Origin of the sequence: Escherichia sp. WS33, assembly GCF_046486385.1 — a bacterium.
Taxonomy (GTDB): domain Bacteria; phylum Pseudomonadota; class Gammaproteobacteria; order Enterobacterales; family Enterobacteriaceae; genus ECMA0423.
Genome location: NZ_JBJQLJ010000009.1, coordinates 121,620 through 141,630 on the forward strand (window position 1 = coordinate 121,620; position 20,011 = coordinate 141,630).

Consider the following 20,011-nt stretch of genomic DNA (forward strand, 5'->3'; position numbering starts at 1 on the left):
CATGACAATAACTCCACAAAACCTGATCGCACTGCTACCGTTGCTGATCGTCGGCTTGACGGTGGTGGTTGTGATGCTCTCCATTGCGTGGCGACGCAATCATTTCCTCAACGCTACGCTCTCGGTTATTGGGCTTAACGCGGCGCTGGTTTCGCTCTGGTTTGTCGGCCAGGCGGGCGCTATGGACGTTACGCCGCTGATGCGCGTTGATGGTTTCGCCATGCTTTACACCGGGCTGGTATTGTTGGCGAGCCTCGCCACCTGTACTTTCGCCTACCCGTGGCTTGAAGGCTATAACGACAACAAGGATGAGTTCTACCTGTTGGTGTTAATTGCCGCGCTGGGCGGGATCCTGCTGGCGAATGCCAACCATCTGGCGTCTTTGTTCCTCGGTATTGAACTGATCTCTTTGCCGCTGTTTGGCCTGGTCGGTTACGCTTTCCGCCAGAAACGTTCGCTGGAAGCCAGTATCAAATACACCATCCTTTCTGCCGCAGCGTCTTCTTTCCTGCTGTTTGGTATGGCGCTGGTGTATGCACAGTCTGGCGACCTGTCGTTTGTCGCGCTGGGTAAAAACCTCGGCGACGGTATGCTCAACGAGCCGCTGTTGCTGGCAGGTTTCGGACTGATGATTGTTGGCCTCGGCTTCAAACTCTCTCTGGTGCCGTTCCACCTGTGGACGCCAGACGTATACCAGGGCGCGCCTGCGCCGGTTTCCACTTTCCTGGCGACGGCGAGCAAAATCGCTATCTTCGGTGTGGTGATGCGTCTGTTCCTCTACGCACCGGTGGGTGACAGCGAAGCGATTCGGGTAGTGCTGGCGATTATCGCCTTTGCCTCTATCATCTTCGGTAACCTGATGGCGCTGAGCCAGACCAATATCAAACGTCTGCTCGGTTACTCATCTATCTCTCACCTCGGCTATCTGCTGGTGGCGCTGATTGCGCTGCAAACGGGCGAGATGTCGATGGAAGCGGTAGGAGTTTACCTGGCCGGTTATCTGTTCAGCAGCCTCGGCGCGTTCGGCGTGGTCAGCCTGATGTCCAGCCCGTACCGTGGCCCGGATGCTGATTCCCTGTTCTCTTACCGCGGTCTGTTCTGGCATCGCCCGATCCTCGCGGCGGTGATGACGGTGATGATGCTGTCTCTGGCCGGTATTCCGATGACGCTGGGCTTTATTGGTAAGTTCTACGTGCTGGCGGTCGGTGTCCAGGCACACTTGTGGTGGCTGGTGGGCGCCGTGGTTGTCGGTTCGGCAATCGGCCTTTACTACTACCTGCGCGTGGCGGTGAGCCTGTACCTGCACGCCCCGGAACAACCGGGTCGCGATGCACCGTCAAACTGGCAGTACAGCGCAGGCGGTATCGTGGTGCTGATCTCTGCACTGTTGGTACTGGTGCTGGGTGTATGGCCACAACCGCTGATTAGCATTGTGCGGTTAGCAATGCCGCTGATGTAAGCTATCAGTTTGTAAGTCAGAAAGCCGCCGACATGTTCGGCGGTTTTTTTTGGTGCCCTGACACCATCACCCAACAATAACCGTCAGCGCATGATTCCCTTGTCGCAGCATACGTCGATACGCGCTAATCAGCTTTTCCATATCAAGCATGATCGAAGCAAAGAGTTGCCCCTCTAACTCTTCTGAAAAGGTCACTCCCGGATAAATCTCCATTTCATTGAGTCGCTTAATGGAAAACTGTTTACGCAGCTCACTTCGATCCAGTGATTCCAGTCGGTCGATTGTCGCGGCTAACTCCTGATTCCAGGTCAATCCCAGGAAGCCATCTATGCCATCTTCGAGGCTGTGTTCACCAAGCACGGCACGACTCAGCGGATCATTCTTCGCGGGATCAAAAGCAGAGGTGCCTGTCAGCCCAAAGTGTAAAAAATCCCAGCGTTTATCAATATCCAGTCGGCGTAATCCTGAAAGCGTGTCATGTATATTATCCATCAAAGGTTTTTCAGTAGACTCAAGCAGTTGGTTAATCTTTTCTGAGTCAATTTCTGCAAAATAACCAATCATTCCCATTTATTTTTCCTCCATTGAATTTTATGTTTCGCATCTTAAAACAGACGAGGGAAAATAAAATGTACATGTCGCTGTTTCTGGACCCGCCTCGAGAAATTTTTATTATTTACTGTTGTGTAACAAGGTTATAACGCCATCTGAGCCATTTTCTGATAATTCAATCTGTCTGCTGTATCACCGGGCAAGTGGTATTGTTTATTACGATAAAAAGCGGTGTCAGTAATCATTACGGCGGGAATATCGTGTTGCCAATAATTCAGGTGGTCAGAGAAATCAATACCGGGAATAAACCATGGGGCATTCATAGAATAAACAGATAAATCCCGGGATGATAACAATGCCGTTTTTACCTGACGAACGGCGTTGATATCCTGTATTCTGCCGACCAGGCAATAAAGTCCCCCCGATCGGGATAAAGCCAGGACATTGCGGGTAAGGGTAATCCTGGCTACCAGGCGCAGAGTCGTAATAGCCAATCGGGGACGCCCTGCGCGGTAACTCTGGCACCGCTACTGACAAAGAACTCTTTTATATACTCTACGGACCTATTCAGATTATCAATATTGTCGGCATTACGTGGATGCACAGTTTGTGTAAGATAACGAACTGTTTTTTCTAATTGCTCAGGACTGACGTGTCGGGGCGTTGGCGATAATGCAGTGACCCAGGGTTGGTAAAAATAATCAGAGGGAGTGAAATCAGAAATAATATAACAAAAGGATTTTTTTCATATATAAATTATCAATAAAAGACGTTATTTTATCATTATTTATAATGAGTTATGAGTGTTTGTTTTATTACGGTTGTTAGATCTATACAAAAAGTATCTTTTACAGTGGCTTCGCTATTTTAAAAAGGAATTCATATAAGGAAAAATATAATTATGTTATTTATTGGCAGATTGAGTTGACAGGGGGCAGAACTCTGAGGGTAAGAAAAGTCAGCAACAACAATCCACTACATCAACAGACCAGCAATCGCGTGCCGAGATACGCTGGAAATACCCGAAGATTGAACTGGCGGATGGTGTGACTGACATCAGTCAGTGATGACTGTTTAGCAAACTATGTTCGACCAGTCAGCATATTTGCTGACTGGTCGAATTAATTAACAATGATGTTAACTCACTCTTTTGCCGGATGCTCTATTTTGGGGTTGTGAGTGTTTTATTTCTAATTGTGTATAAGAAGCATTGATTCGTGCATCGCCATATTTATCTAAATAACAATTTCTGTTTACCAGTCTATGTTGAAAATCAATTTCGTACTGCTCTTCTGCTGAATATTTTTTAAATCTGTCAGCATAGTTTTTTAATAACGTATAGGGGGCGCTGTCAGAATTGCTTTCCCTTTGTTCAATCACTTCCTGGGCTGCCATGCACACAAATGCACCGCAACTTTTGCTTAAATATTGCTGAAGATCGGCATGTAAAAATATTATCTCGGGTTCAGTTAAATGAACTTTTATATTATTATTCGACATTTCTCCCATGAATTCAGAATTAAAACTATTAATGACACGCTTAAGTGAATTTTCTTTATCATGGCCTAGTGCGCGCAATGAGTTGAATATGACGCATTTTATTTGTTGTGTATTATTTTTTTCATTTACTATTTTCTGTAGCGAAACTAATATCCAGTGTCCGCCAGTATTTATGGGGAATAACTGGACTGCTTTCGGCCATGATGGATCGCTCTTAATATTTTCATTGAGAGCGTCTTCCAGGTGAGTTCTGGTGGAGTAGGGGACGTAGAGACCAGTAGGATAATTGACTTCAGTATTTTTTGCATTAGCGGCGATCTTCTGAAGATAGCAATCTATTTCATCTGTGGTTAATTGACGATTTTTATCCCAGAAGTTTGTACCATCACTCAGTTCATTATTCTCATCATTTAAAAGCACCTTCGAAAGCGACTGTTTTTCAGATATAAGAGGAATTTCATCACCGATAATTGTCATTAATTTCGAAGGGGAGAATAGCTTTTTGAACAGGAGATCCTCTGAATTATCCGGACCAGCTGGTTTAAGGGGGGAGTTGGTTGCGGCATGTGCCAAATTATATAATTTTAAACAAGCATTTTTGATAAGTCGGATAATCGATAGGGTCTCATTTGTTGGGTTTCTAACAATATGGTAAAGAATATCTTCAGCTTTTTTTCCAAATTCATCATAGCCTAACGCAATATTATGCAGTAACTCAATGCTTTCTTCATCTCCGGATAACGCTGTTTTTTTTAAAGACTGCAGTAATTCCTCGGTCACAGTAAATTTTTCTGCAAATGTCTGACTGAGTTGCGTTTGAGATAATTGACAATAATTGCTGACAACTGTAACCATCATGGGCTCCTTTTAGTTGCAAAGGTTGTGCTGAATCAAGATAAATAGAGGCAACTTATTGCTCTGAATATAGTGCGTGAGGAGATGAATAAATATCAAAAATCGCTCAATATGCCCGTGTGGGTGGATATATGTAGCGCGGGTTGCGATAACAGGGCAAGTTTCGCCCTGTTTTTAATAATAAGCAGAGTTAAACGTTAAACACGGTGAAATCATTCGCTAGTTCAGTCGCCGGGAAAATTGACCTGCATTCACGTAACAGGTGCTGACAACCTTTGTCATCATAGCGCGAGCTGACGTGGGTAATGATTAGCTTACCGACTCCAGCCTCACGGGCTAGTGTCGCAGCCTGGCGTGTAGAGCTATGGCCGCGACTATTGGCTTTGGCTTCCATGGTTATATCCAGCGTCGCTTCGTGCACCATGACATCGACACCTTTAGCCAGGTCAAGTGCGGCATCGCAGGGGCCGGTATCGCCGAAAATAGCGAGCGCTTTACCTGGCACTGGAGCAGCTAAGTAATCTGCGCCGTTAATCTGCCTTCCATCTTCCAGCGTGATTGTTTTGCCCGCTTTTAATTCCTGAAACAGTGGGCCAGGCGGCACGCCAGCAGCTTTTAATGCCTGGGCATTTAATGCACCCGGTTTATCATGTTCTTCAATACGATAGCCATAACATTCCAGTGGGTGTTCCAGCGGATAAGCGGTTACTTTGCGCAGGCCATCATCGAGAATTTCGCCAGCGCCAATTTCGACAATTTCCAGCGGATAATCGGTCCATGAGCCGCTAATCCGCAGCGCGGTTTCCACAAATTCACGGATACCTTGCGGACCATAAATCGTTAAGGGTTGGATAATGCCTGACATAGAACGACTGCACAGCAAGCCGGGTAAACCAAAAAGATGATCGCCATGAAGGTGACTGATAAAAATCTTGTCCAGTTTTCCAGGGTTAAAGGCGGTATGCAGTAGCTGATGCTGGGTGCCTTCACCGCAGTCAAACAACCAAAGTCCGCTCTGGGTCGGATGTTGCAGGTTAAGCAATATTGCCGTGACATTGCGCGTGCGGGTTGGCACACCGGCTGAAGTACCTAAAAAAATTAATTCCATGAGTTCATCACGTTTCAAAAAATATTCCGGCTAGTATAAGGCATACATCTAAAAGGAGAGCATTATGATTGAATGGCAAGATCTGCATCACTCTGAATTATCGGTTTCCCAGCTTTATGCCTTATTACAACTGCGTTGCGCGGTGTTTGTTGTCGAGCAGAATTGCCCTTATCAGGATATCGATGGTGATGATTTGACGGGGGATAATCGCCATATTCTCGGTTGGAAAAATGATGAACTGGTGGCGTATGCGAGGATTCTGAAAAGTGATGATGATCTTGAGCCGGTCGTTATAGGTCGGGTGATTGTCAGTGAAGCGTTGCGTGGCGAAAAAGTGGGGCAGCAGCTGATGAGTAAAACACTCGAAACATGTACGCATCACTGGCCTGATAAGCCTGTTTACCTCGGGGCGCAGGCGCATCTGCAAAACTTCTACCAGAGTTTCGGTTTTATCCCTGTGACGGAGGTCTATGAAGAAGATGGTATCCCACACATTGGGATGGCACGCGAGGTAATTCAGGCGTAATCAACAACCCTTGTCTATAGTTAGTGACAGGTTTTACGCAAATGGAGAACGAGAATGTCTAATCAGTTTGGTGATACACGTATCGATGACGACCTGACGCTGCTTAGTGAAACACTGGAAGAGGTGCTCCGCTCCTCTGGCGATCCCGCCGATCAGAAATATGTTGAGCTGAAAGCGCGTGCAGAAAAAGCGCTGGATGATGTGAAAAAACGGGTTAGCCAGGCTTCAGACAGTTATTACTATCGGGCGAAGCAGGCAGTTTATCGTGCTGATGACTACGTCCACGAAAAACCCTGGCAAGGAATTGGTGTGGGCGCGGCCGTTGGGCTGGTACTAGGACTGTTGCTGGCACGCCGTTAAAACCTCCCTACACCGGGGTACTGCATTTTTTTTGTAGTACCCCGTATAATGTGAGGCTTTTAACAGGGAGAGGTCCGCGTGCAATCACTTACTACGGCGCTGGAAAATCTACTGCGCCATTTGTCGCAAGAGATTCCGGCGACACCCGGCATTCGGGTTATCGATATTCCTTTCCCTCTCAAAGACGCTTTTGATGCCTTGAGCTGGCTGGCCAGTCAGCAAACGTACCCGCAATTCTACTGGCAACAACGTAATGGTGATGAAGAAGCTGCCGTCCTGGGCGCGATTACCCGTTTTACGTCGTTGGACCAGGCACAACGTTTTCTTCGCCAGCACCCGGAACACGCCGACTTACGCATTTGGGGGCTGAATGCTTTTGACCCGTCGCAGGGCAATTTACTTTTACCCCGCCTGGAATGGCGACGCTGTGGCGGTAAAGCTACGCTGCGGCTGACGCTATTCAGCGAAAGCTCCCTTCAGCACGATGCGATTCAGGCAAAAGAATTTATCGCCACACTGGTGAGTATCAAGCCCTTGCCTGGGTTACATTTAACCACCACGCGAGAACAACACTGGCCGGACAAAACGGGCTGGACGCAATTAATCGAACTGGCAACGAAAACCATCGCCGAAGGTGAGCTCGACAAAGTGGTGCTCGCTCGGGCAACTGACCTGCATTTCGCAAGTCCGGTCAACGCGGCGGCGATGATGGCTGCCAGTCGTCGACTGAATCTGAATTGCTACCATTTTTACATGGCCTTTGATGGCGAAAATGCTTTTCTTGGCTCTTCACCGGAACGGTTATGGCGGCGGCGTGACAAAGCGCTGCGTACTGAAGCGCTGGCGGGAACAGTAGCAAATAATCCTGATGATAAGCAGGCGCAGCAGTTAGGAGAGTGGCTGATGGCGGATGATAAAAACCAGCGCGAGAACATGCTGGTGGTGGAAGATATCTGCCAACGATTACAGGCCGATACCCAGACGCTGGATGTTTTACCGCCGCAGGTACTGCGTCTGCGTAAAGTGCAGCATCTTCGCCGCTGTATCTGGACTTCACTCAACAAAGCGGATGATGTGATCTGTTTACATCAGTTGCAGCCAACGGCAGCAGTTGCTGGCTTACCGCGCGATCTGGCGCGACAGTTTATCGCCCGTCACGAACCGTTCACCCGAGAATGGTACGCCGGTTCTGCGGGCTATCTCTCATTACAACAAAGCGAATTCTGCGTTTCCCTGCGCTCAGCAAAAATTAGCGGCAATGTCGTGCGATTATATGCTGGCGCGGGCATTGTCCGTGGTTCCGACCCCGAGCAAGAGTGGCAGGAAATCGACAACAAAGCGGCAGGGCTGCGTACTTTATTACAGATGGAATAGTAATGAGTCGCATCATTACCGATTCATATCAATAATCTATTTTTGTAGCTCCTTATACTTAGCCGCAATATTGATACCGGACAAACTCATGTCAGTAAGCGCATTTAACCGACGCTGGGCGGCGGTCATTCTGGAAGCATTAACGCGTCACGGCGTCAGACACATCTGTATCGCCCCTGGCTCGCGTTCTACACCGTTAACGTTAGCGGCGGCGGAGAATTCCACATTCATTCACCACACCCATTTCGATGAGCGTGGACTGGGACATCTGGCGCTGGGGCTGGCGAAAGTCAGCAAGCAGCCGGTGGCGGTGATTGTGACCTCCGGCACGGCGGTAGCAAATCTCTATCCGGCACTGATTGAAGCTGGGTTAACCGGAGAAAAACTGATCCTGTTAACCGCCGATCGCCCGCCGGAGCTAATTGACTGCGGCGCGAATCAGGCAATTCGCCAGCCGGGAATGTTCGCCTCTCACCCCACGCACAGTATTTCATTGCCGCGCCCGACCCGGGATATCCCCGCACGTTGGCTGGTTTCTACCATCGACCACGCTCTCGGTACGCTTCATGCGGGGGGAGTCCATATCAACTGCCCGTTTGCTGAACCGCTGTATGGCGAAATGGACGATACCGGGCTTAGCTGGCAACAGCGTCTGGGTGACTGGTGGCAGGACGACAAACCGTGGCTGCGTGAAGCGCCTCGTCTGGAAAGTGAAAAACAGCGCGACTGGTTCTTCTGGCGACAAAAGCGCGGCGTGGTGGTTGCCGGGCGCATGAGTGCGGAAGAGGGCAAAAAAGTTGCCCTGTGGGCGCAAACTCTTGGCTGGCCGCTGATTGGCGATGTGCTGTCACAAACCGGGCAGCCGCTGCCGTGTGCCGATCTTTGGTTAGGCAATGCCAAAGCGACCAGCGAGCTGCAGCAGGCGCAAATTGTGGTGCAACTGGGAAGCAGCCTGACGGGCAAACGGCTCCTGCAATGGCAGGCAAGCTGTGAACCAGAAGAGTACTGGATTGTTGATGACATTGAAGGGCGACTTGATCCGGCACACCATCGCGGACGTCGCTTAATTGCCAATATTGCCGACTGGCTGGAGCTGCATCCGGCAGAAAAACGCCAGCCCTGGTGCGTTGAAATCCCGCGCCTGGCGGAACAGGCAATGCAGGCGGTTATTGCCCGCCGTGATGCGTTTGGCGAAGCGCAACTGGCGCATCGCATCTGCGACTATCTGCCTGAACAGGGGCAATTGTTTGTTGGTAACAGCCTGGTGGTACGTCTGATTGATGCGCTTTCGCAACTTCCGGCAGGTTACCCGGTGTACAGCAACCGAGGGGCCAGCGGTATCGACGGACTGCTTTCGACCGCCGCAGGCGTTCAGCGGGCAAGCGGCAAACCGACGCTGGCGATTGTGGGCGATCTCTCCGCACTTTACGATCTCAACGCGCTGGCGTTATTGCGTCAGGTTTCTGCGCCGCTGGTATTAATTGTGGTGAACAACAACGGCGGGCAAATTTTCTCGCTGTTGCCAACGCCGCAAAGCGAGCGTGAGCGTTTCTATCTGATGCCGCAAAACGTCCATTTTGAGCACGCCGCCGCGATGTTCGAGCTGAAATATCATCGTCCGCAAAACTGGCAGGAACTTGAAACGGCATTTGCCGACGCCTGGCGCACGCCAACCACCACGGTGATTGAAATGGTGGTTAACGACACCGATGGTGCGCAAACGCTCCAGCAACTTCTGGCGCAGGTAAGCCATTTATGATCCTGCACGCGCAGGCAAAACACGGAAAACCAGGTTTACCCTGGCTGGTGTTTTTGCACGGTTTTTCCGGCGATTGCCACGAATGGCAAGAAGTGGGCGAGGCGTTTGCCGACTACTCACGGTTGTATGTTGATCTCCCAGGTCATGGTGGTTCGGCGGCGATTAGCGTCGATGGATTTGATGATGTCACCGACTTACTGCGTAAAACCTTGGTTAGTTACAACATCCTTGACTTTTGGCTGGTGGGGTACTCGCTTGGCGGACGGGTGGCGATGATGGCGGCTTGCCAGGGGCTGGCGGGGCTTTGTGGGGTTATTGTCGAAGGCGGGCATCCGGGGCTGCAAAATGCTGAACAACGTGCGGAACGTCAGCGTTCCGATCGCCAATGGGCGCAGCGTTTTCGCACAGAACCGTTAACGGCGGTATTTGCCGACTGGTATCAACAGCCTGTTTTTGCCTCGCTCAATGACGATCAACGCCGGGAGCTGGTGGCGCTGCGCAGCAACAATAATGGCGCAACCCTTGCCGCCATGCTGGAGGCGACTTCTCTCGCCGTCCAGCCTGATTTACGTGCTAACCTTAGCGCCCGCACATTTGCGTTTTATTATTTATGTGGTGAACGTGACAGCAAATTCCGCGCCCTGGCGGCGGAACTGGCTGCCGACTGCCATGTCATTCCTCGCGCCGGACATAACGCGCATCGGGAAAATCCCGCTGGCGTTATCGCAAGTCTGGCGCAGATCTTGCGTTTCTGACTAAAGGACACAATATGATTTATCCTGATGAAGCAATGCTTTACGCACCGGTTGAATGGCACGACTGCTCCGAAGGTTTCGAGGACATTCGTTATGAAAAATCCACCGACGGTATCGCAAAAATCACCATTAATCGTCCGCAGGTGCGCAATGCCTTCCGTCCTCTGACGGTAAAAGAGATGATCCAGGCACTGGCAGATGCGCGTTATGACGACAATATCGGCGTGATCATTCTGACTGGCGCAGGCGATAAAGCGTTCTGCTCCGGTGGTGACCAGAAAGTGCGTGGTGATTACGGCGGCTATAAAGATGATTCCGGCGTACATCACTTGAACGTGCTGGACTTCCAGCGTCAGATCCGTACCTGTCCGAAACCGGTTGTCGCGATGGTGGCTGGCTACTCCATCGGCGGTGGTCACGTTCTGCACATGATGTGCGACCTGACTATCGCAGCAGATAATGCCATCTTCGGTCAGACTGGCCCGAAAGTCGGTTCCTTCGACGGCGGCTGGGGCGCTTCCTACATGGCTCGTATCGTCGGGCAGAAAAAAGCGCGAGAAATCTGGTTCCTGTGCCGTCAGTACGACGCAAAACAGGCGCTGGATATGGGCCTTGTCAACACCGTGGTACCGCTGGCGGATCTGGAAAAAGAAACCGTCCGTTGGTGCCGCGAAATGCTGCAAAACAGCCCGATGGCGCTGCGCTGCCTGAAAGCTGCGCTGAACGCCGACTGTGACGGGCAGGCGGGGCTGCAGGAGCTGGCGGGCAACGCCACCATGCTGTTCTACATGACGGAAGAAGGTCAGGAAGGTCGCAACGCTTTCAACCAGAAACGTCAGCCTGATTTCAGCAAATTTAAACGGAATCCGTAATGCGTAGCGCGCAGGTATACCGCTGGCAGATCCCCATGGACGCGGGGGTGGTTCTGCGCGACAGGCGGTTAAAAACCCGCGACGGGCTGTACGTTTGCCTGCGTGAGGGCGAGCGCGAAGGGTGGGGGGAGATCTCCCCACTGCCGGGCTTCAGCCAGGAAACCTGGGAAGAGGCGCAAAGCGTGCTGCTTGCCTGGGTAAATAACTGGCTGGCAGGCGATTGCGAGCTACCGCAGATGCCTTCCGTTGCCTTTGGCGTAAGCTGTGCATTGGCGGAGCTGGCAGATACGCTCCCGCAGGCGGCCAATTACCGTGCGGCACCACTGTGTAATGGCGATCCTGACGATCTGATCCTCAAACTTGCTGATATGCCAGGCGAGAAAGTGGCGAAGGTCAAAGTGGGATTGTACGAAGCCGTGCGCGACGGCATGGTGGTTAATCTGTTGCTGGAGGCAATTCCGGATCTGCATTTGCGTCTTGACGCAAATCGCGCCTGGACACCGCTGAAAGGCCAGCAGTTTGCCAAATATGTTAACCCGGATTATCGCCACCGCATCGCGTTTCTCGAAGAGCCGTGCAAAACCCGCGATGATTCGCGAGCGTTTGCCCGTGAAACCGGCATTGCCATTGCCTGGGATGAAAGCCTGCGCGAGCCGGATTTTGCCTTTGTGGCTGAAGAGGGCGTGCGCGCGGTAGTTATCAAACCCACGCTCACGGGCAGTCTGGAGAAAGTACGCGAGCAGGTACAGGCGGCGCACGCGCTGGGGCTGACGGCGGTGATCAGTTCTTCCATTGAATCGAGCTTAGGCTTAACGCAACTGGCGCGGATTGCCGCCTGGTTAACGCCGGACACCATTCCAGGGCTGGACACGCTGGATCTGATGCAGGCGCAGCAGGTACGTCGCTGGCCGGGTAGCACGCTGCCTGTCGTGGAAGTTGATGCACTGGAGCGGTTGTTATGATCTTCTCTGACTGGCCGTGGCGTCACTGGCGGCAAGTGCGGGGAGAAGCCATCGCCTTACGTCTTAATGACGAGCAACTTAACTGGCGCGAGCTTTGTGCTCGCGTCGATGAATTAGCCTCAGGCTTTGCGGCGCAGGGCGTTGTTGAGGGCAGCGGCGTGATGTTGCGGGCGTGGAATACGCCGCAAACGCTGCTCGCCTGGCTGGCGTTACTGCAATGCGGGGCGCGGGTGTTGCCCGTGAACCCTCAGCTGCCGCAACCGTTGCTTGAAGAATTGCTGCCCAATCTGACGCTGCAATTTGCGCTGGTGCCGGATGGGGAAAACACGTTTCCGGCGTTAACGTCGCTGCACATTCAGCGGGTTGAAGGCGCACATGCCGCTACGTGGCAGCCGACGCGTCTGTGCTCAATGACGTTGACCTCGGGTTCTACCGGGTTGCCGAAAGCCGCTGTCCATACTTATCAGGCCCATCTTGCCAGTGCCGAAGGGGTGTTATCGTTGATTCCGTTTGGCGATCACGATGACTGGTTGCTCTCTTTACCGCTGTTTCACGTCTCCGGTCAGGGAATTATGTGGCGCTGGTTATACGCTGGTGCGCGGATGACGGTGCGTGATAAACAGCCATTGGAGCAAATGCTGGCAGGCTGTACTCACGCTTCACTGGTGCCAACACAACTCTGGCGTTTGCTGGTTAACCGCAGTTCCGTTTCCCTGAAAGCGGTGTTACTTGGCGGCGCGGCTATCCCGGTCGAGTTGACGGAACAGGCGCGCGAGCAGGGGATTCGTTGCTTTTGCGGCTATGGTCTGACCGAGTTTGCCTCCACGGTGTGTGCGAAAGAAGCCGACGGCCTGGCAGACGTTGGTTCGCCGCTGCCGGGTCGGGAAGTGAAAATCGTTAATAATGAAGTGTGGCTGCGGGCTGCCAGTATGGCAGAAGGTTACTGGCGTAACGGGCAACTGGTTTCACTGGTTAATGACGAAGGCTGGTACGCTACGCGCGATCGCGGTGAGATGCATAATGGCAAGCTGACCATTGTCGGACGTTTAGACAATCTGTTCTTCAGTGGCGGTGAGGGTATTCAGCCGGAAGAAGTCGAGCGTGTTATTGCTGCACATCCTGCGGTTTTGCAGGTGTTTATCGTTCCCGTTGCCGACAAGGAGTTTGGTCATCGGCCGGTAGCGGTGGTGGAGTATGACCAGCAAACCGTTGATCTTGGCGAATGGGTGAAAGATAAGCTGGCTCGTTTTCAACAACCGGTGCGCTGGCTGACTTTACCGCCGGAGCTGAAAAACGGCGGTATTAAAATTTCACGTCAGGCGCTAAAAGAGTGGGTGCAACGTCAGCAATAATTAACCCTCCGTTTCACTTCTCATTTCTGCCATTCCATTGCCGTTGATAAAGAGTTTATCTGTTAATCTGTAAATTGATGTGAAAACTCTTAGCAAACAGGATAATGCAATGGAATGGCTGGTCAAAAAATCGTGCTGCAATAAACAAGATAACAGACATGTACTTATGCTCTGCGATGCTGGCGGCGCGATAAAAATGATCGCCGAAGTGAAGAGTGACTTCGCCGTGAAAGTGGGGGATTTACTCTCGCCTTTGCAGAATGCGCTTTATTGTATTAATCGTGAAAAGCTGCATACGGTGAAAGTCCTCTCGGCAAGCAGTTATAGCCCCGATGAGTGGGAACGGCAGTGTACAGCGGCAGGGAAAACTCAGTAACGTTGTTTTGTCGTGGGCAGGAAAATCAGCATCAACCCGCTCATAATACAGGCTACTCCCAGTAGTGCTTTCAGCGAAAAAGTCCCTTCCCAGCCGGGAAGTACCATTGAAGCAATCCATACCAGCACATAACTCATACTGAGCAAGGCATAGGCTTTGCTTAGCGCAAGTTTATGTAGCGTTTTATACCAACAAAAAACGGAAAGCAGATAACCCAGCAGCCCGAGTAACAGTATCCGGGCATCCAGGCCAAAAGCTAACAGAGCCGCGATAAAATCCCATAAGTGCGTCATCGGCGGCAGATGACTTGCCGCAAAACCCAGGCTTAATTGCGCAACTGAGGCAATAATGACGCTGAATAATCCCCATATCAGGCCCATTACACCGTACTCCCGAGGATCACAATGCCACCAATAATGAACGCCACCCCACACCAGTGACGCGGCGATACCGGTTCGTGCCACAGTTTTACTGCAGCCAGCGTCACCCAGACAAAATTCAGACTTAACATCGGGTAGGCAATGCCTACCGGTACGTTCTGCAAGACCAGCAGCCAGAGCACCATGGCAAGACCAAGACAAGCCAGCGCCAGTCCCAGCCACAGCACGATATGTTTGCGCCGTTTGTTTATCGCCACAAAGCAGGTTGCCTGTTTCTGACACAACTGCCCGGCAACGCTAAGCAAGCTGGCAAAGACTAATGTTAGCCAGATCATTTGGGACGATACTGAATCAGCACCAGACGCTCCTGACGATCGATGGCATCTGCGGGCGGAATGGCGAGACTGTTGATATCTTCATCGCGGTCAACCGAAAGCACGAGAGTAATAATCCCCTCCTGACGATGTTGATTAAGCCAGTTTGCGAACTCATCACCGCTGACAAATCTCCCTTTCGCATCCGGATAATTAAGGCCGTATTTCAACTCACCTGTCTGGCGATACATGATGATGTCATCGCGTTGCAGGCTCCATGCCAGACCTGCGGCAACACCGACGCTATCAGTAAGAATATAGCGGCTTGGCTGAAGTGATTCTTGTGTCATCTCGACAAAAAATTGCGGATGTTTTCCTTCCATAACTCTGTCAGGAATTGAAAATCCTACCAGCAACGCCAGCCCCAGCGGGCAAAGCGCGGCAAAAGGCCAGGTCTTTTCGACGTTTGTTAAGGTGTACCAGCCGAAAAATGCCCATAGCGAAAAAATCGACCAGGCACAAAAGACTTTATAGCTCTCGAAGGTTTGCCACACCGGCGTGTTCATTGGTCCCCACGGGGAGACCACAAATGTGGCAATAATGCCAGTGACGCCAAAAGCGATGTTAATCCAGCCATTAATCCGCAGCGCCAGAGGATTATTTTTTGCTGCCAGCAAAGCGTAATGCGCCATCAGCATTGCCAGAGATGCAAAGCAGGAAAGAATATAGGTGGGCAATTTACCTTTAGCGACGGAGAAAAACAGCAGCGGCATTATCGTCCAGCTCAACAAATAGACGGTTGCGGAATGCTTGCGGTTTTTCCAGCCTGTGTACAGTGCACCGGGGAGTAATCCCAGCCACGGCAGGCTACCGGCAATGATGACCGGCACGTAGTACCAGAACGGAGCTCTATGTTGGGCATCATCCAGTGCAAAGCGTTGAATATGCTCAACCCAGAAAAAATAGTGCCAGAAGTCAGGCTCCCGCTGCGCTATCGCCAGTCCCCAAGGGAGAACCGTCAGTACGCAACTGATAACCGCCAGCCAGCCGTAAATAAAGAGATCTTTCCAGCGTTTTTGCGTCGCTACCCATGGCAGCACGCTTAATACCGGCACGGCAAGGGCGAGAAAACCTTTGGTCATCACCCCCATGCCGCAGGTGATTCCCAGCAGTAAAAATCCTGCGCTTTTGCCTTTCCACGTCTGTGCCTGCATTGCCAGCCAGAAGCTGCACATTCCCGCCACCAGCCAGAATGCAATAAACGGATCGAGCACGGCATAAGTGCCGATGGCATAGACAATAAACAATGAGAGATAAATTACTGTGGCGAGTAGAGCCAGACGTTTATCGCGCCATAAGCGCAGAGTAAACCAGGTCACCAGCGCGGCAGTTAACAGGGTCGCAAAGATAACGCCTGCCCGCACACCAAAGTTATTCGCGCCAAATAGCCATTGCCCAATGCTGTTAATCCAGTATCCGGCAATGGGTTTTTCGAAATAACGTAGCCCTAACAGATGGGGCACAATCCAGTCGCCGGATGCCAGCATTTCTCGACTGATTTCCGCATAACGCGTTTCATCGGGTTGCCAGAGCAGACGCGTGCTGATCGGTAACAGGTAATAGCAGGCAATAAACGCGAAGAGGCCGATAAGGTAACGTACCGATTTCATCAGCGACTACCCGCAATTTGTTGGCAACCCAGCCAGCCTTCACGTCCGGCAATATTTCCGCGAACAACTTGTCCGAGCGGCAACGTCTCTGATAACAGTTCGCTTAAAGGGCAAAATGTCACGCCTTCCTGAGCTGCGCGTTTGAGGAGATCCACAAAATTATGCTGATAAGCGCAGCCTTCAACTTCTGCATGAATGGTATAAACCGGCGTGCCTTTATCTCGCAGGATGCGGTTGAGTAACCAACCGTTAAAATCTTCTGCTTTCACATCCCGACCAATCACTTCATCCCAGGTGGGTAAGGTCACCGGAATTTGCGCAGTGCCAGGGTTTCCTGATTCGAGCAATGGACGGAACGGCATGGCCCCACGACAATCGCTGTTGTAGCGCAAATGGAACGCTTCTTTTGCTTCGATCACCTTCTGGTCGGCACGCCAGCCCGCAGCGGCAGAACAGGTTACCGGTTGACCGATAATCTCTTCCAGAGTGCGAAGACCGCGTGCAATATCGTCGATCATTGTTTGCCGATCCCAGTTACTGCTACGGGCTTGCCAGGCATGGTGATCCCAGGCGTGCAGGCCGACTTCGTGATGTTTAGCCGCTTCACGAATGATATCGGCATTGGCATGACCAATCTCTTTACCTGGCCAGGCCGTACCTGCCAGTAAAATATCCCAGCCATAAAGCGATGCCGCATTTGAGCGCAGCATCTTCCACAAAAACTGTGGCTTCACCAGTCGCCAGAGATGGCGGCCCATATTGTCCGGGCCGACGCTGAAAAAAATGCTGGCCTGAATATTATGCTTACTCAAGATTTCCAGCAGACGCGGCACGCCTTCACGGGTGCCACGAAAGGTATCGACATCAATGCGTAAGCCTACTTTGGTCATGATGGTTTATCCGTAAGATCAACGGTGCGCAGGAAGAAATCCAGCGTTTCGTCGATGGTTTCCTGCATATCAATTTTCGGCTCCCAGTCCAGGCAGCGGTGGGCATTGCGGATGCTCGGTTTACGATGCTCTACGTCCTGATATCCTTTGCCGTAGTAGCTGCTACTTTCGACAACGCGAAAGCCCGCAAACGGTAGGAAATGATGGCGCAGCGGATGTTTTTCGAAGCTCGCCAGCAGCATCTCGCCCAGTTCCTCAATGCTCGCTTCGTTCTCAGGATTGCCAATGTTGATAATTTCACCGTCGCAGCGATTTCCCGCATTTTCGATAATGCGGTATAACGCCTCGATACCATCGCGAATATCAGTAAAGCAGCGTTTTTGTTTTCCGCCATCAATCAGCTTAATCGGTGAACCTTCTACCAGATTGAGAATGAGTTGCGTAATAGCGCGGGAGCTGCCGATTCGTGCCGCATTAAGGTTATCCAGTCGCGGTCCCATCCAGTTAAACGGGCGGAAGAGGGTGAACTGTAAACCCTCTTTTTCGCCATAGGCCCAGATCACCCGATCAAGTAATTGTTTTGATACCGAATAAATCCAGCGTGGTTTATTCACCGGGCCGACGATTAAATTAGAATGGTCCTCATCGAAGTATTTATCGCTACACATCCCATAAACTTCTGAAGTTGACGGGAAGATGATTCGCTTACGGTACTTCACGCAGTAGCGGATAATGCGCAGATTCTCTTCAAAATCGAGTTCAAATACGCGCAGCGGGTTGCGGGTATATTCAATCGGCGTGGCTATCGCCACCAGCGGCAAGACGACATCACATTTTTTGACATGATACTCAATCCATTCGGAATGAATACTGATATCGCCTTCAACAAAGTGAAAATGCGGATGATTCAGAAAACGGCTTATCGCATCGCTGCCAATATCCAGACCGTAAACTTCATAATGATCTTCGCGCAGCAGGCGTTCTGTCAGATGGTTGCCAATAAAGCCATTCACCCCGAGGATGAGTACCCGGGTACGGCGTCGGGCGGTGCAGGCAGGCTGGCTATTCAAGCGTGAACCTTGCACCAGGCCCAGCGTCTGCGCTAATTGCGAGCCCTGCATAGTAATGCCGTCGCCCGCCTGTCCGGTGACGATTTCCAGCGCGCCATCGCCACAGGCAATCAGCAGTGGCGCAACAGAAATCACGCTCCCCGGCTGTGCTTTGCTGGCATGAGGATGAACACGCGACGACCAGACGGTGAATTTCTGATTGCCAACATAGCTGAAGGCACCCGGCCACGGATCGGCAACGGCACGTACCATGTTGTGCAGTACGGATGCCGGTTTATGCCATTCAAGGAAACTGTCATCCGGCGTTCTGCGACCAAAACAGGTGGCTTCGTTTTCGCGCTGGGCGATTTCCAGAATATTACCGTGTTTAATGGCGGGTAATGTCTGTTCCAGTAGCTGGCGCGCGGCATGGCACAATTTATGATGCAGCGTAATAGCGATATCGTCTGGCGCAATGGCAATGCGCAGTTGCGCCACAATGGCCCCGGCATCGGCACGTTTCACCATTCGGTGCAATGTAACGCCAGTTTCCGTTTCACCGTTGACCAGCACCCAGTTCAGCGGCGCGCGACCACGATATTTTGGTAACAGCGAACCATGCAGATTAAATGCACCTGCGGGAGCGAGCTGCAAAATTTCGTCGCAAATAAGATGGCGATAATAAAAAGAGAAAATCACATCTGGCGACAGTTGGGCAATGCGTTCCACCCACAGCGGATGATTAACGTCATCCGGCGCATAAACCGGAATGCCTCTTTCCGCTGCCAGACGAGCCACCGAACCATAAAAGGCTTTTTCACCGGGATTATCGGTATGGGTAAAAATGGCGCTAATTTCGTAACCGGCAGCCAGCAGAGCTTCAATACCGAGGCATCCCATATCGTGGTAGGCAAAAACGACGGTTTTCATTATTCATTTTCCTTGCTGGATGGACGGATAACTTGCTGAACAAAATAGCGGGGGCGGGCGCGGACATCGGTGTAGATCCTGCCGATATATTCACCGAGTAATCCCATGCCGATAAACTGAGCGCCAATAAAAGTAAACAGCACGGCAAATAGCATAAAGACGCCTTCTGCCGCCCATTGTGGTCCGAAGGTCAGGCGTAAAATCACCAGCAGCACCGCAATGCTAAAACCTCCAATCGCAATAATGCTGCCGAGCAGACTCAGCATACGTAGCGGCGTTGTGGTAAGGCAGGTCACCAGGTCGTACATCAAATTAATCAGGCGCATAAAACTGTATTTGGATTCACCAAACTCACGCTCGGAATGATGTACTGGAATTTCAATGGCACGGCGGGCGAAGATATTCGCCAGAATCGGGATAAAGGTGCTACGTTCATGGCAGTGCAACATCGCATCGACAATATGACGGCGATAGGCGCGCAGCATACAACCGTAGTCACCCATCGCTTTGCCGGTGGTGCGCTGAATAAGCCGGTTAATCATCTTCGAAGCTGTTTTACGAAACCAGCTGTCCTGGCGGTTCTGGCGTACAGTCCCTACCACGTCGTAACCTTCATCGGCTTTTGCCACCAGGCGGGGGATTTCTTCTGGCGGATTCTGGAGATCGGCATCAAGGGTAATAATTAAGTCGCCGGTAACGTGACTGAATCCCGCCATAATCGCTGAATGTTGCCCGTAATTGCGGTTAAGCAAAATAGTCACAATATGGCTGTTCTCCGCTTGTGAGGCTTCGACCAGCATATGCGCGGAATTATCGCTACTGCCGTCATCAATCAGCAGGATCTCATACTCTTTCCCCAACGATTCACAGGCTGTGGTGGTGCGCCTGATTAATTCCGGTAAGCTTTCCTGCTCGTTATAAACGGGAATAACCACCGAGACTTTCTTAACAGGGTGGATTTCAAACAT

The 20,011-nt window shown here is 51.3% G+C and carries 19 protein-coding genes and 1 pseudogene; 10 read left to right on the forward strand and 10 right to left on the reverse strand.

Annotated features, from left to right (window positions below):
- Position 1: 1 nt before the first annotated feature.
- Complete coding sequence (nuoN, locus tag ACJHXA_RS10185; RefSeq protein ID WP_000156701.1) at positions 2–1,459, forward strand: NADH-quinone oxidoreductase subunit NuoN; 1,458 nt, start codon at positions 2–4, stop codon at positions 1,457–1,459.
- Between the two features lie 66 nt (positions 1,460–1,525).
- On the opposite strand, the gene ACJHXA_RS10190 is transcribed toward nuoN, so the two are convergent.
- The 4 genes and pseudogenes from ACJHXA_RS10190 to rbn all read right to left on the reverse strand — a co-directional run bounded on the left by ACJHXA_RS10190 (position 1,526) and on the right by rbn (position 5,474).
- Positions 1,526–2,029, reverse strand: a complete 504-nt coding sequence (locus ACJHXA_RS10190; protein WP_000525365.1) for a YfbM family protein — start codon at positions 2,027–2,029, stop codon at positions 1,526–1,528.
- A gap of 102 nt (positions 2,030–2,131) precedes the next feature.
- Positions 2,132–2,764: pseudogene (locus tag ACJHXA_RS10195) on the reverse strand (hypothetical protein).
- 384 nt (positions 2,765–3,148) lie between these two features.
- Entirely contained in the window at positions 3,149–4,369 is a 1,221-nt protein-coding gene (gene elaD / locus ACJHXA_RS10200; protein WP_103262048.1) for a deubiquitinase ElaD, read from the reverse strand.
- Between the two features lie 187 nt (positions 4,370–4,556).
- Positions 4,557–5,474 carry a ribonuclease BN gene (gene rbn, locus ACJHXA_RS10205; RefSeq protein WP_001300687.1) on the reverse strand — a complete coding sequence of 306 codons (918 nt, stop codon included), beginning with the start codon at positions 5,472–5,474 and terminating at the stop codon, positions 4,557–4,559.
- Positions 5,475–5,538: 64 nt separating this feature from the next.
- Here rbn and ACJHXA_RS10210 point away from each other — a divergent pair, with 64 nt between their 5' ends.
- From ACJHXA_RS10210 to pmrD, 9 genes are all read left to right on the forward strand, one after another.
- The gene (locus ACJHXA_RS10210; RefSeq protein ID WP_000574091.1) at positions 5,539–6,000 is read left to right on the forward strand and encodes a GNAT family N-acetyltransferase; all 462 of its coding nucleotides are present in this window, start codon (positions 5,539–5,541) and stop codon (positions 5,998–6,000) included.
- 54 nt (positions 6,001–6,054) lie between these two features.
- Positions 6,055–6,360, forward strand: a complete 306-nt coding sequence (gene elaB, locus ACJHXA_RS10215) for a stress response protein ElaB (RefSeq protein WP_000070621.1) — start codon at positions 6,055–6,057, stop codon at positions 6,358–6,360.
- A 78-nt stretch (positions 6,361–6,438) separates the two neighbouring features.
- Entirely contained in the window at positions 6,439–7,734 is a 1,296-nt protein-coding gene (gene menF / locus ACJHXA_RS10220) for an isochorismate synthase MenF (protein WP_001191399.1), read from the forward strand.
- An 88-nt stretch (positions 7,735–7,822) separates the two neighbouring features.
- Complete coding sequence (gene menD, locus ACJHXA_RS10225) at positions 7,823–9,493, forward strand: 2-succinyl-5-enolpyruvyl-6-hydroxy-3-cyclohexene-1-carboxylic-acid synthase (protein WP_001297082.1); 1,671 nt, start codon at positions 7,823–7,825, stop codon at positions 9,491–9,493.
- Positions 9,490–10,248, forward strand: a complete 759-nt coding sequence (gene menH / locus ACJHXA_RS10230; protein ID WP_000600496.1) for a 2-succinyl-6-hydroxy-2,4-cyclohexadiene-1-carboxylate synthase — start codon at positions 9,490–9,492, stop codon at positions 10,246–10,248. Before menD ends, menH begins: the two co-directional genes overlap by 4 nt.
- Before the next feature lie 14 nt (positions 10,249–10,262).
- Entirely contained in the window at positions 10,263–11,120 is an 858-nt protein-coding gene (gene menB, locus ACJHXA_RS10235) for a 1,4-dihydroxy-2-naphthoyl-CoA synthase (RefSeq protein ID WP_000639996.1), read from the forward strand.
- The gene (menC, locus tag ACJHXA_RS10240) at positions 11,120–12,082 is read left to right on the forward strand and encodes an o-succinylbenzoate synthase (RefSeq protein ID WP_001255609.1); all 963 of its coding nucleotides are present in this window, start codon (positions 11,120–11,122) and stop codon (positions 12,080–12,082) included. Before menB ends, menC begins: the two co-directional genes overlap by 1 nt.
- Positions 12,079–13,434 carry an o-succinylbenzoate--CoA ligase gene (menE, locus tag ACJHXA_RS10245; protein ID WP_000577556.1) on the forward strand — a complete coding sequence of 452 codons (1,356 nt, stop codon included), beginning with the start codon at positions 12,079–12,081 and terminating at the stop codon, positions 13,432–13,434. Before menC ends, menE begins: the two co-directional genes overlap by 4 nt.
- A 109-nt stretch (positions 13,435–13,543) precedes the next feature.
- Positions 13,544–13,810, forward strand: a complete 267-nt coding sequence (pmrD, locus tag ACJHXA_RS10250; protein WP_001297080.1) for a signal transduction protein PmrD — start codon at positions 13,544–13,546, stop codon at positions 13,808–13,810.
- Here pmrD and arnF read toward each other — a convergent pair.
- From arnF to arnC, 6 genes are read right to left on the reverse strand one after another with little or no spacing between them, the layout of a single operon-like run.
- On the reverse strand, positions 13,804–14,190 hold the full coding sequence (gene arnF / locus ACJHXA_RS10255) for a 4-amino-4-deoxy-L-arabinose-phosphoundecaprenol flippase subunit ArnF (RefSeq protein ID WP_000523005.1): 387 nt from the start codon (positions 14,188–14,190) through the stop codon (positions 13,804–13,806). The two genes, pmrD and arnF, sit on opposite strands and share 7 nt — an antisense overlap.
- On the reverse strand, positions 14,190–14,525 hold the full coding sequence (arnE, locus tag ACJHXA_RS10260; protein WP_000638031.1) for a 4-amino-4-deoxy-L-arabinose-phosphoundecaprenol flippase subunit ArnE: 336 nt from the start codon (positions 14,523–14,525) through the stop codon (positions 14,190–14,192). The genes arnF and arnE overlap by 1 nt, the downstream gene beginning before the upstream one ends.
- Positions 14,522–16,174 (reverse strand): lipid IV(A) 4-amino-4-deoxy-L-arabinosyltransferase, encoded by a 1,653-nt coding sequence (gene arnT, locus ACJHXA_RS10265; RefSeq protein ID WP_000844046.1) that lies wholly within the window; start codon positions 16,172–16,174, stop codon positions 14,522–14,524. Before arnT ends, arnE begins: the two co-directional genes overlap by 4 nt.
- Positions 16,174–17,064 (reverse strand): 4-deoxy-4-formamido-L-arabinose-phosphoundecaprenol deformylase, encoded by an 891-nt coding sequence (gene arnD, locus ACJHXA_RS10270; RefSeq protein WP_000169738.1) that lies wholly within the window; start codon positions 17,062–17,064, stop codon positions 16,174–16,176. The genes arnT and arnD overlap by 1 nt, the downstream gene beginning before the upstream one ends.
- The gene (gene arnA / locus ACJHXA_RS10275; protein ID WP_283512302.1) at positions 17,061–19,043 is read right to left on the reverse strand and encodes a bifunctional UDP-4-amino-4-deoxy-L-arabinose formyltransferase/UDP-glucuronic acid oxidase ArnA; all 1,983 of its coding nucleotides are present in this window, start codon (positions 19,041–19,043) and stop codon (positions 17,061–17,063) included. The genes arnD and arnA overlap by 4 nt, the downstream gene beginning before the upstream one ends.
- On the reverse strand, positions 19,043–20,011 hold the full coding sequence (arnC, locus tag ACJHXA_RS10280; RefSeq protein WP_283512303.1) for an undecaprenyl-phosphate 4-deoxy-4-formamido-L-arabinose transferase: 969 nt from the start codon (positions 20,009–20,011) through the stop codon (positions 19,043–19,045). Before arnC ends, arnA begins: the two co-directional genes overlap by 1 nt.

What these genes read in the sequence shown, in the direction of transcription:
- menE (WP_000577556.1), top strand. Translation starts at nt 12,079, where the DNA reads ATGATCTTCTCTGACTGGCCGTGGCGTCACTGGCGGCAAGTGCGGGGA.
- ACJHXA_RS10210 (WP_000574091.1), top strand. Translation starts at nt 5,539, where the DNA reads ATGATTGAATGGCAAGATCTGCATCACTCTGAATTATCGGTTTCCCAG.
- elaB (WP_000070621.1), top strand. Translation starts at nt 6,055, where the DNA reads ATGTCTAATCAGTTTGGTGATACACGTATCGATGACGACCTGACGCTG.
- arnT (WP_000844046.1), bottom strand. Translation starts at nt 16,174, where the DNA reads ATGAAATCGGTACGTTACCTTATCGGCCTCTTCGCGTTTATTGCCTGC.
- menH (WP_000600496.1), top strand. Translation starts at nt 9,490, where the DNA reads ATGATCCTGCACGCGCAGGCAAAACACGGAAAACCAGGTTTACCCTGG.
- menD (WP_001297082.1), top strand. Translation starts at nt 7,823, where the DNA reads ATGTCAGTAAGCGCATTTAACCGACGCTGGGCGGCGGTCATTCTGGAA.
- menC (WP_001255609.1), top strand. Translation starts at nt 11,120, where the DNA reads ATGCGTAGCGCGCAGGTATACCGCTGGCAGATCCCCATGGACGCGGGG.
- arnA (WP_283512302.1), bottom strand. Translation starts at nt 19,043, where the DNA reads ATGAAAACCGTCGTTTTTGCCTACCACGATATGGGATGCCTCGGTATT.
- pmrD (WP_001297080.1), top strand. Translation starts at nt 13,544, where the DNA reads ATGGAATGGCTGGTCAAAAAATCGTGCTGCAATAAACAAGATAACAGA.
- arnC (WP_283512303.1), bottom strand. Translation starts at nt 20,011, where the DNA reads ATGTTTGAAATCCACCCTGTTAAGAAAGTCTCGGTGGTTATTCCCGTT.
- rbn (WP_001300687.1), bottom strand. Translation starts at nt 5,474, where the DNA reads ATGGAATTAATTTTTTTAGGTACTTCAGCCGGTGTGCCAACCCGCACG.
- ACJHXA_RS10190 (WP_000525365.1), bottom strand. Translation starts at nt 2,029, where the DNA reads ATGGGAATGATTGGTTATTTTGCAGAAATTGACTCAGAAAAGATTAAC.
- arnF (WP_000523005.1), bottom strand. Translation starts at nt 14,190, where the DNA reads ATGGGCCTGATATGGGGATTATTCAGCGTCATTATTGCCTCAGTTGCG.
- arnE (WP_000638031.1), bottom strand. Translation starts at nt 14,525, where the DNA reads ATGATCTGGCTAACATTAGTCTTTGCCAGCTTGCTTAGCGTTGCCGGG.
- nuoN (WP_000156701.1), top strand. Translation starts at nt 2, where the DNA reads ATGACAATAACTCCACAAAACCTGATCGCACTGCTACCGTTGCTGATC.
- menB (WP_000639996.1), top strand. Translation starts at nt 10,263, where the DNA reads ATGATTTATCCTGATGAAGCAATGCTTTACGCACCGGTTGAATGGCAC.
- arnD (WP_000169738.1), bottom strand. Translation starts at nt 17,064, where the DNA reads ATGACCAAAGTAGGCTTACGCATTGATGTCGATACCTTTCGTGGCACC.
- elaD (WP_103262048.1), bottom strand. Translation starts at nt 4,369, where the DNA reads ATGATGGTTACAGTTGTCAGCAATTATTGTCAATTATCTCAAACGCAA.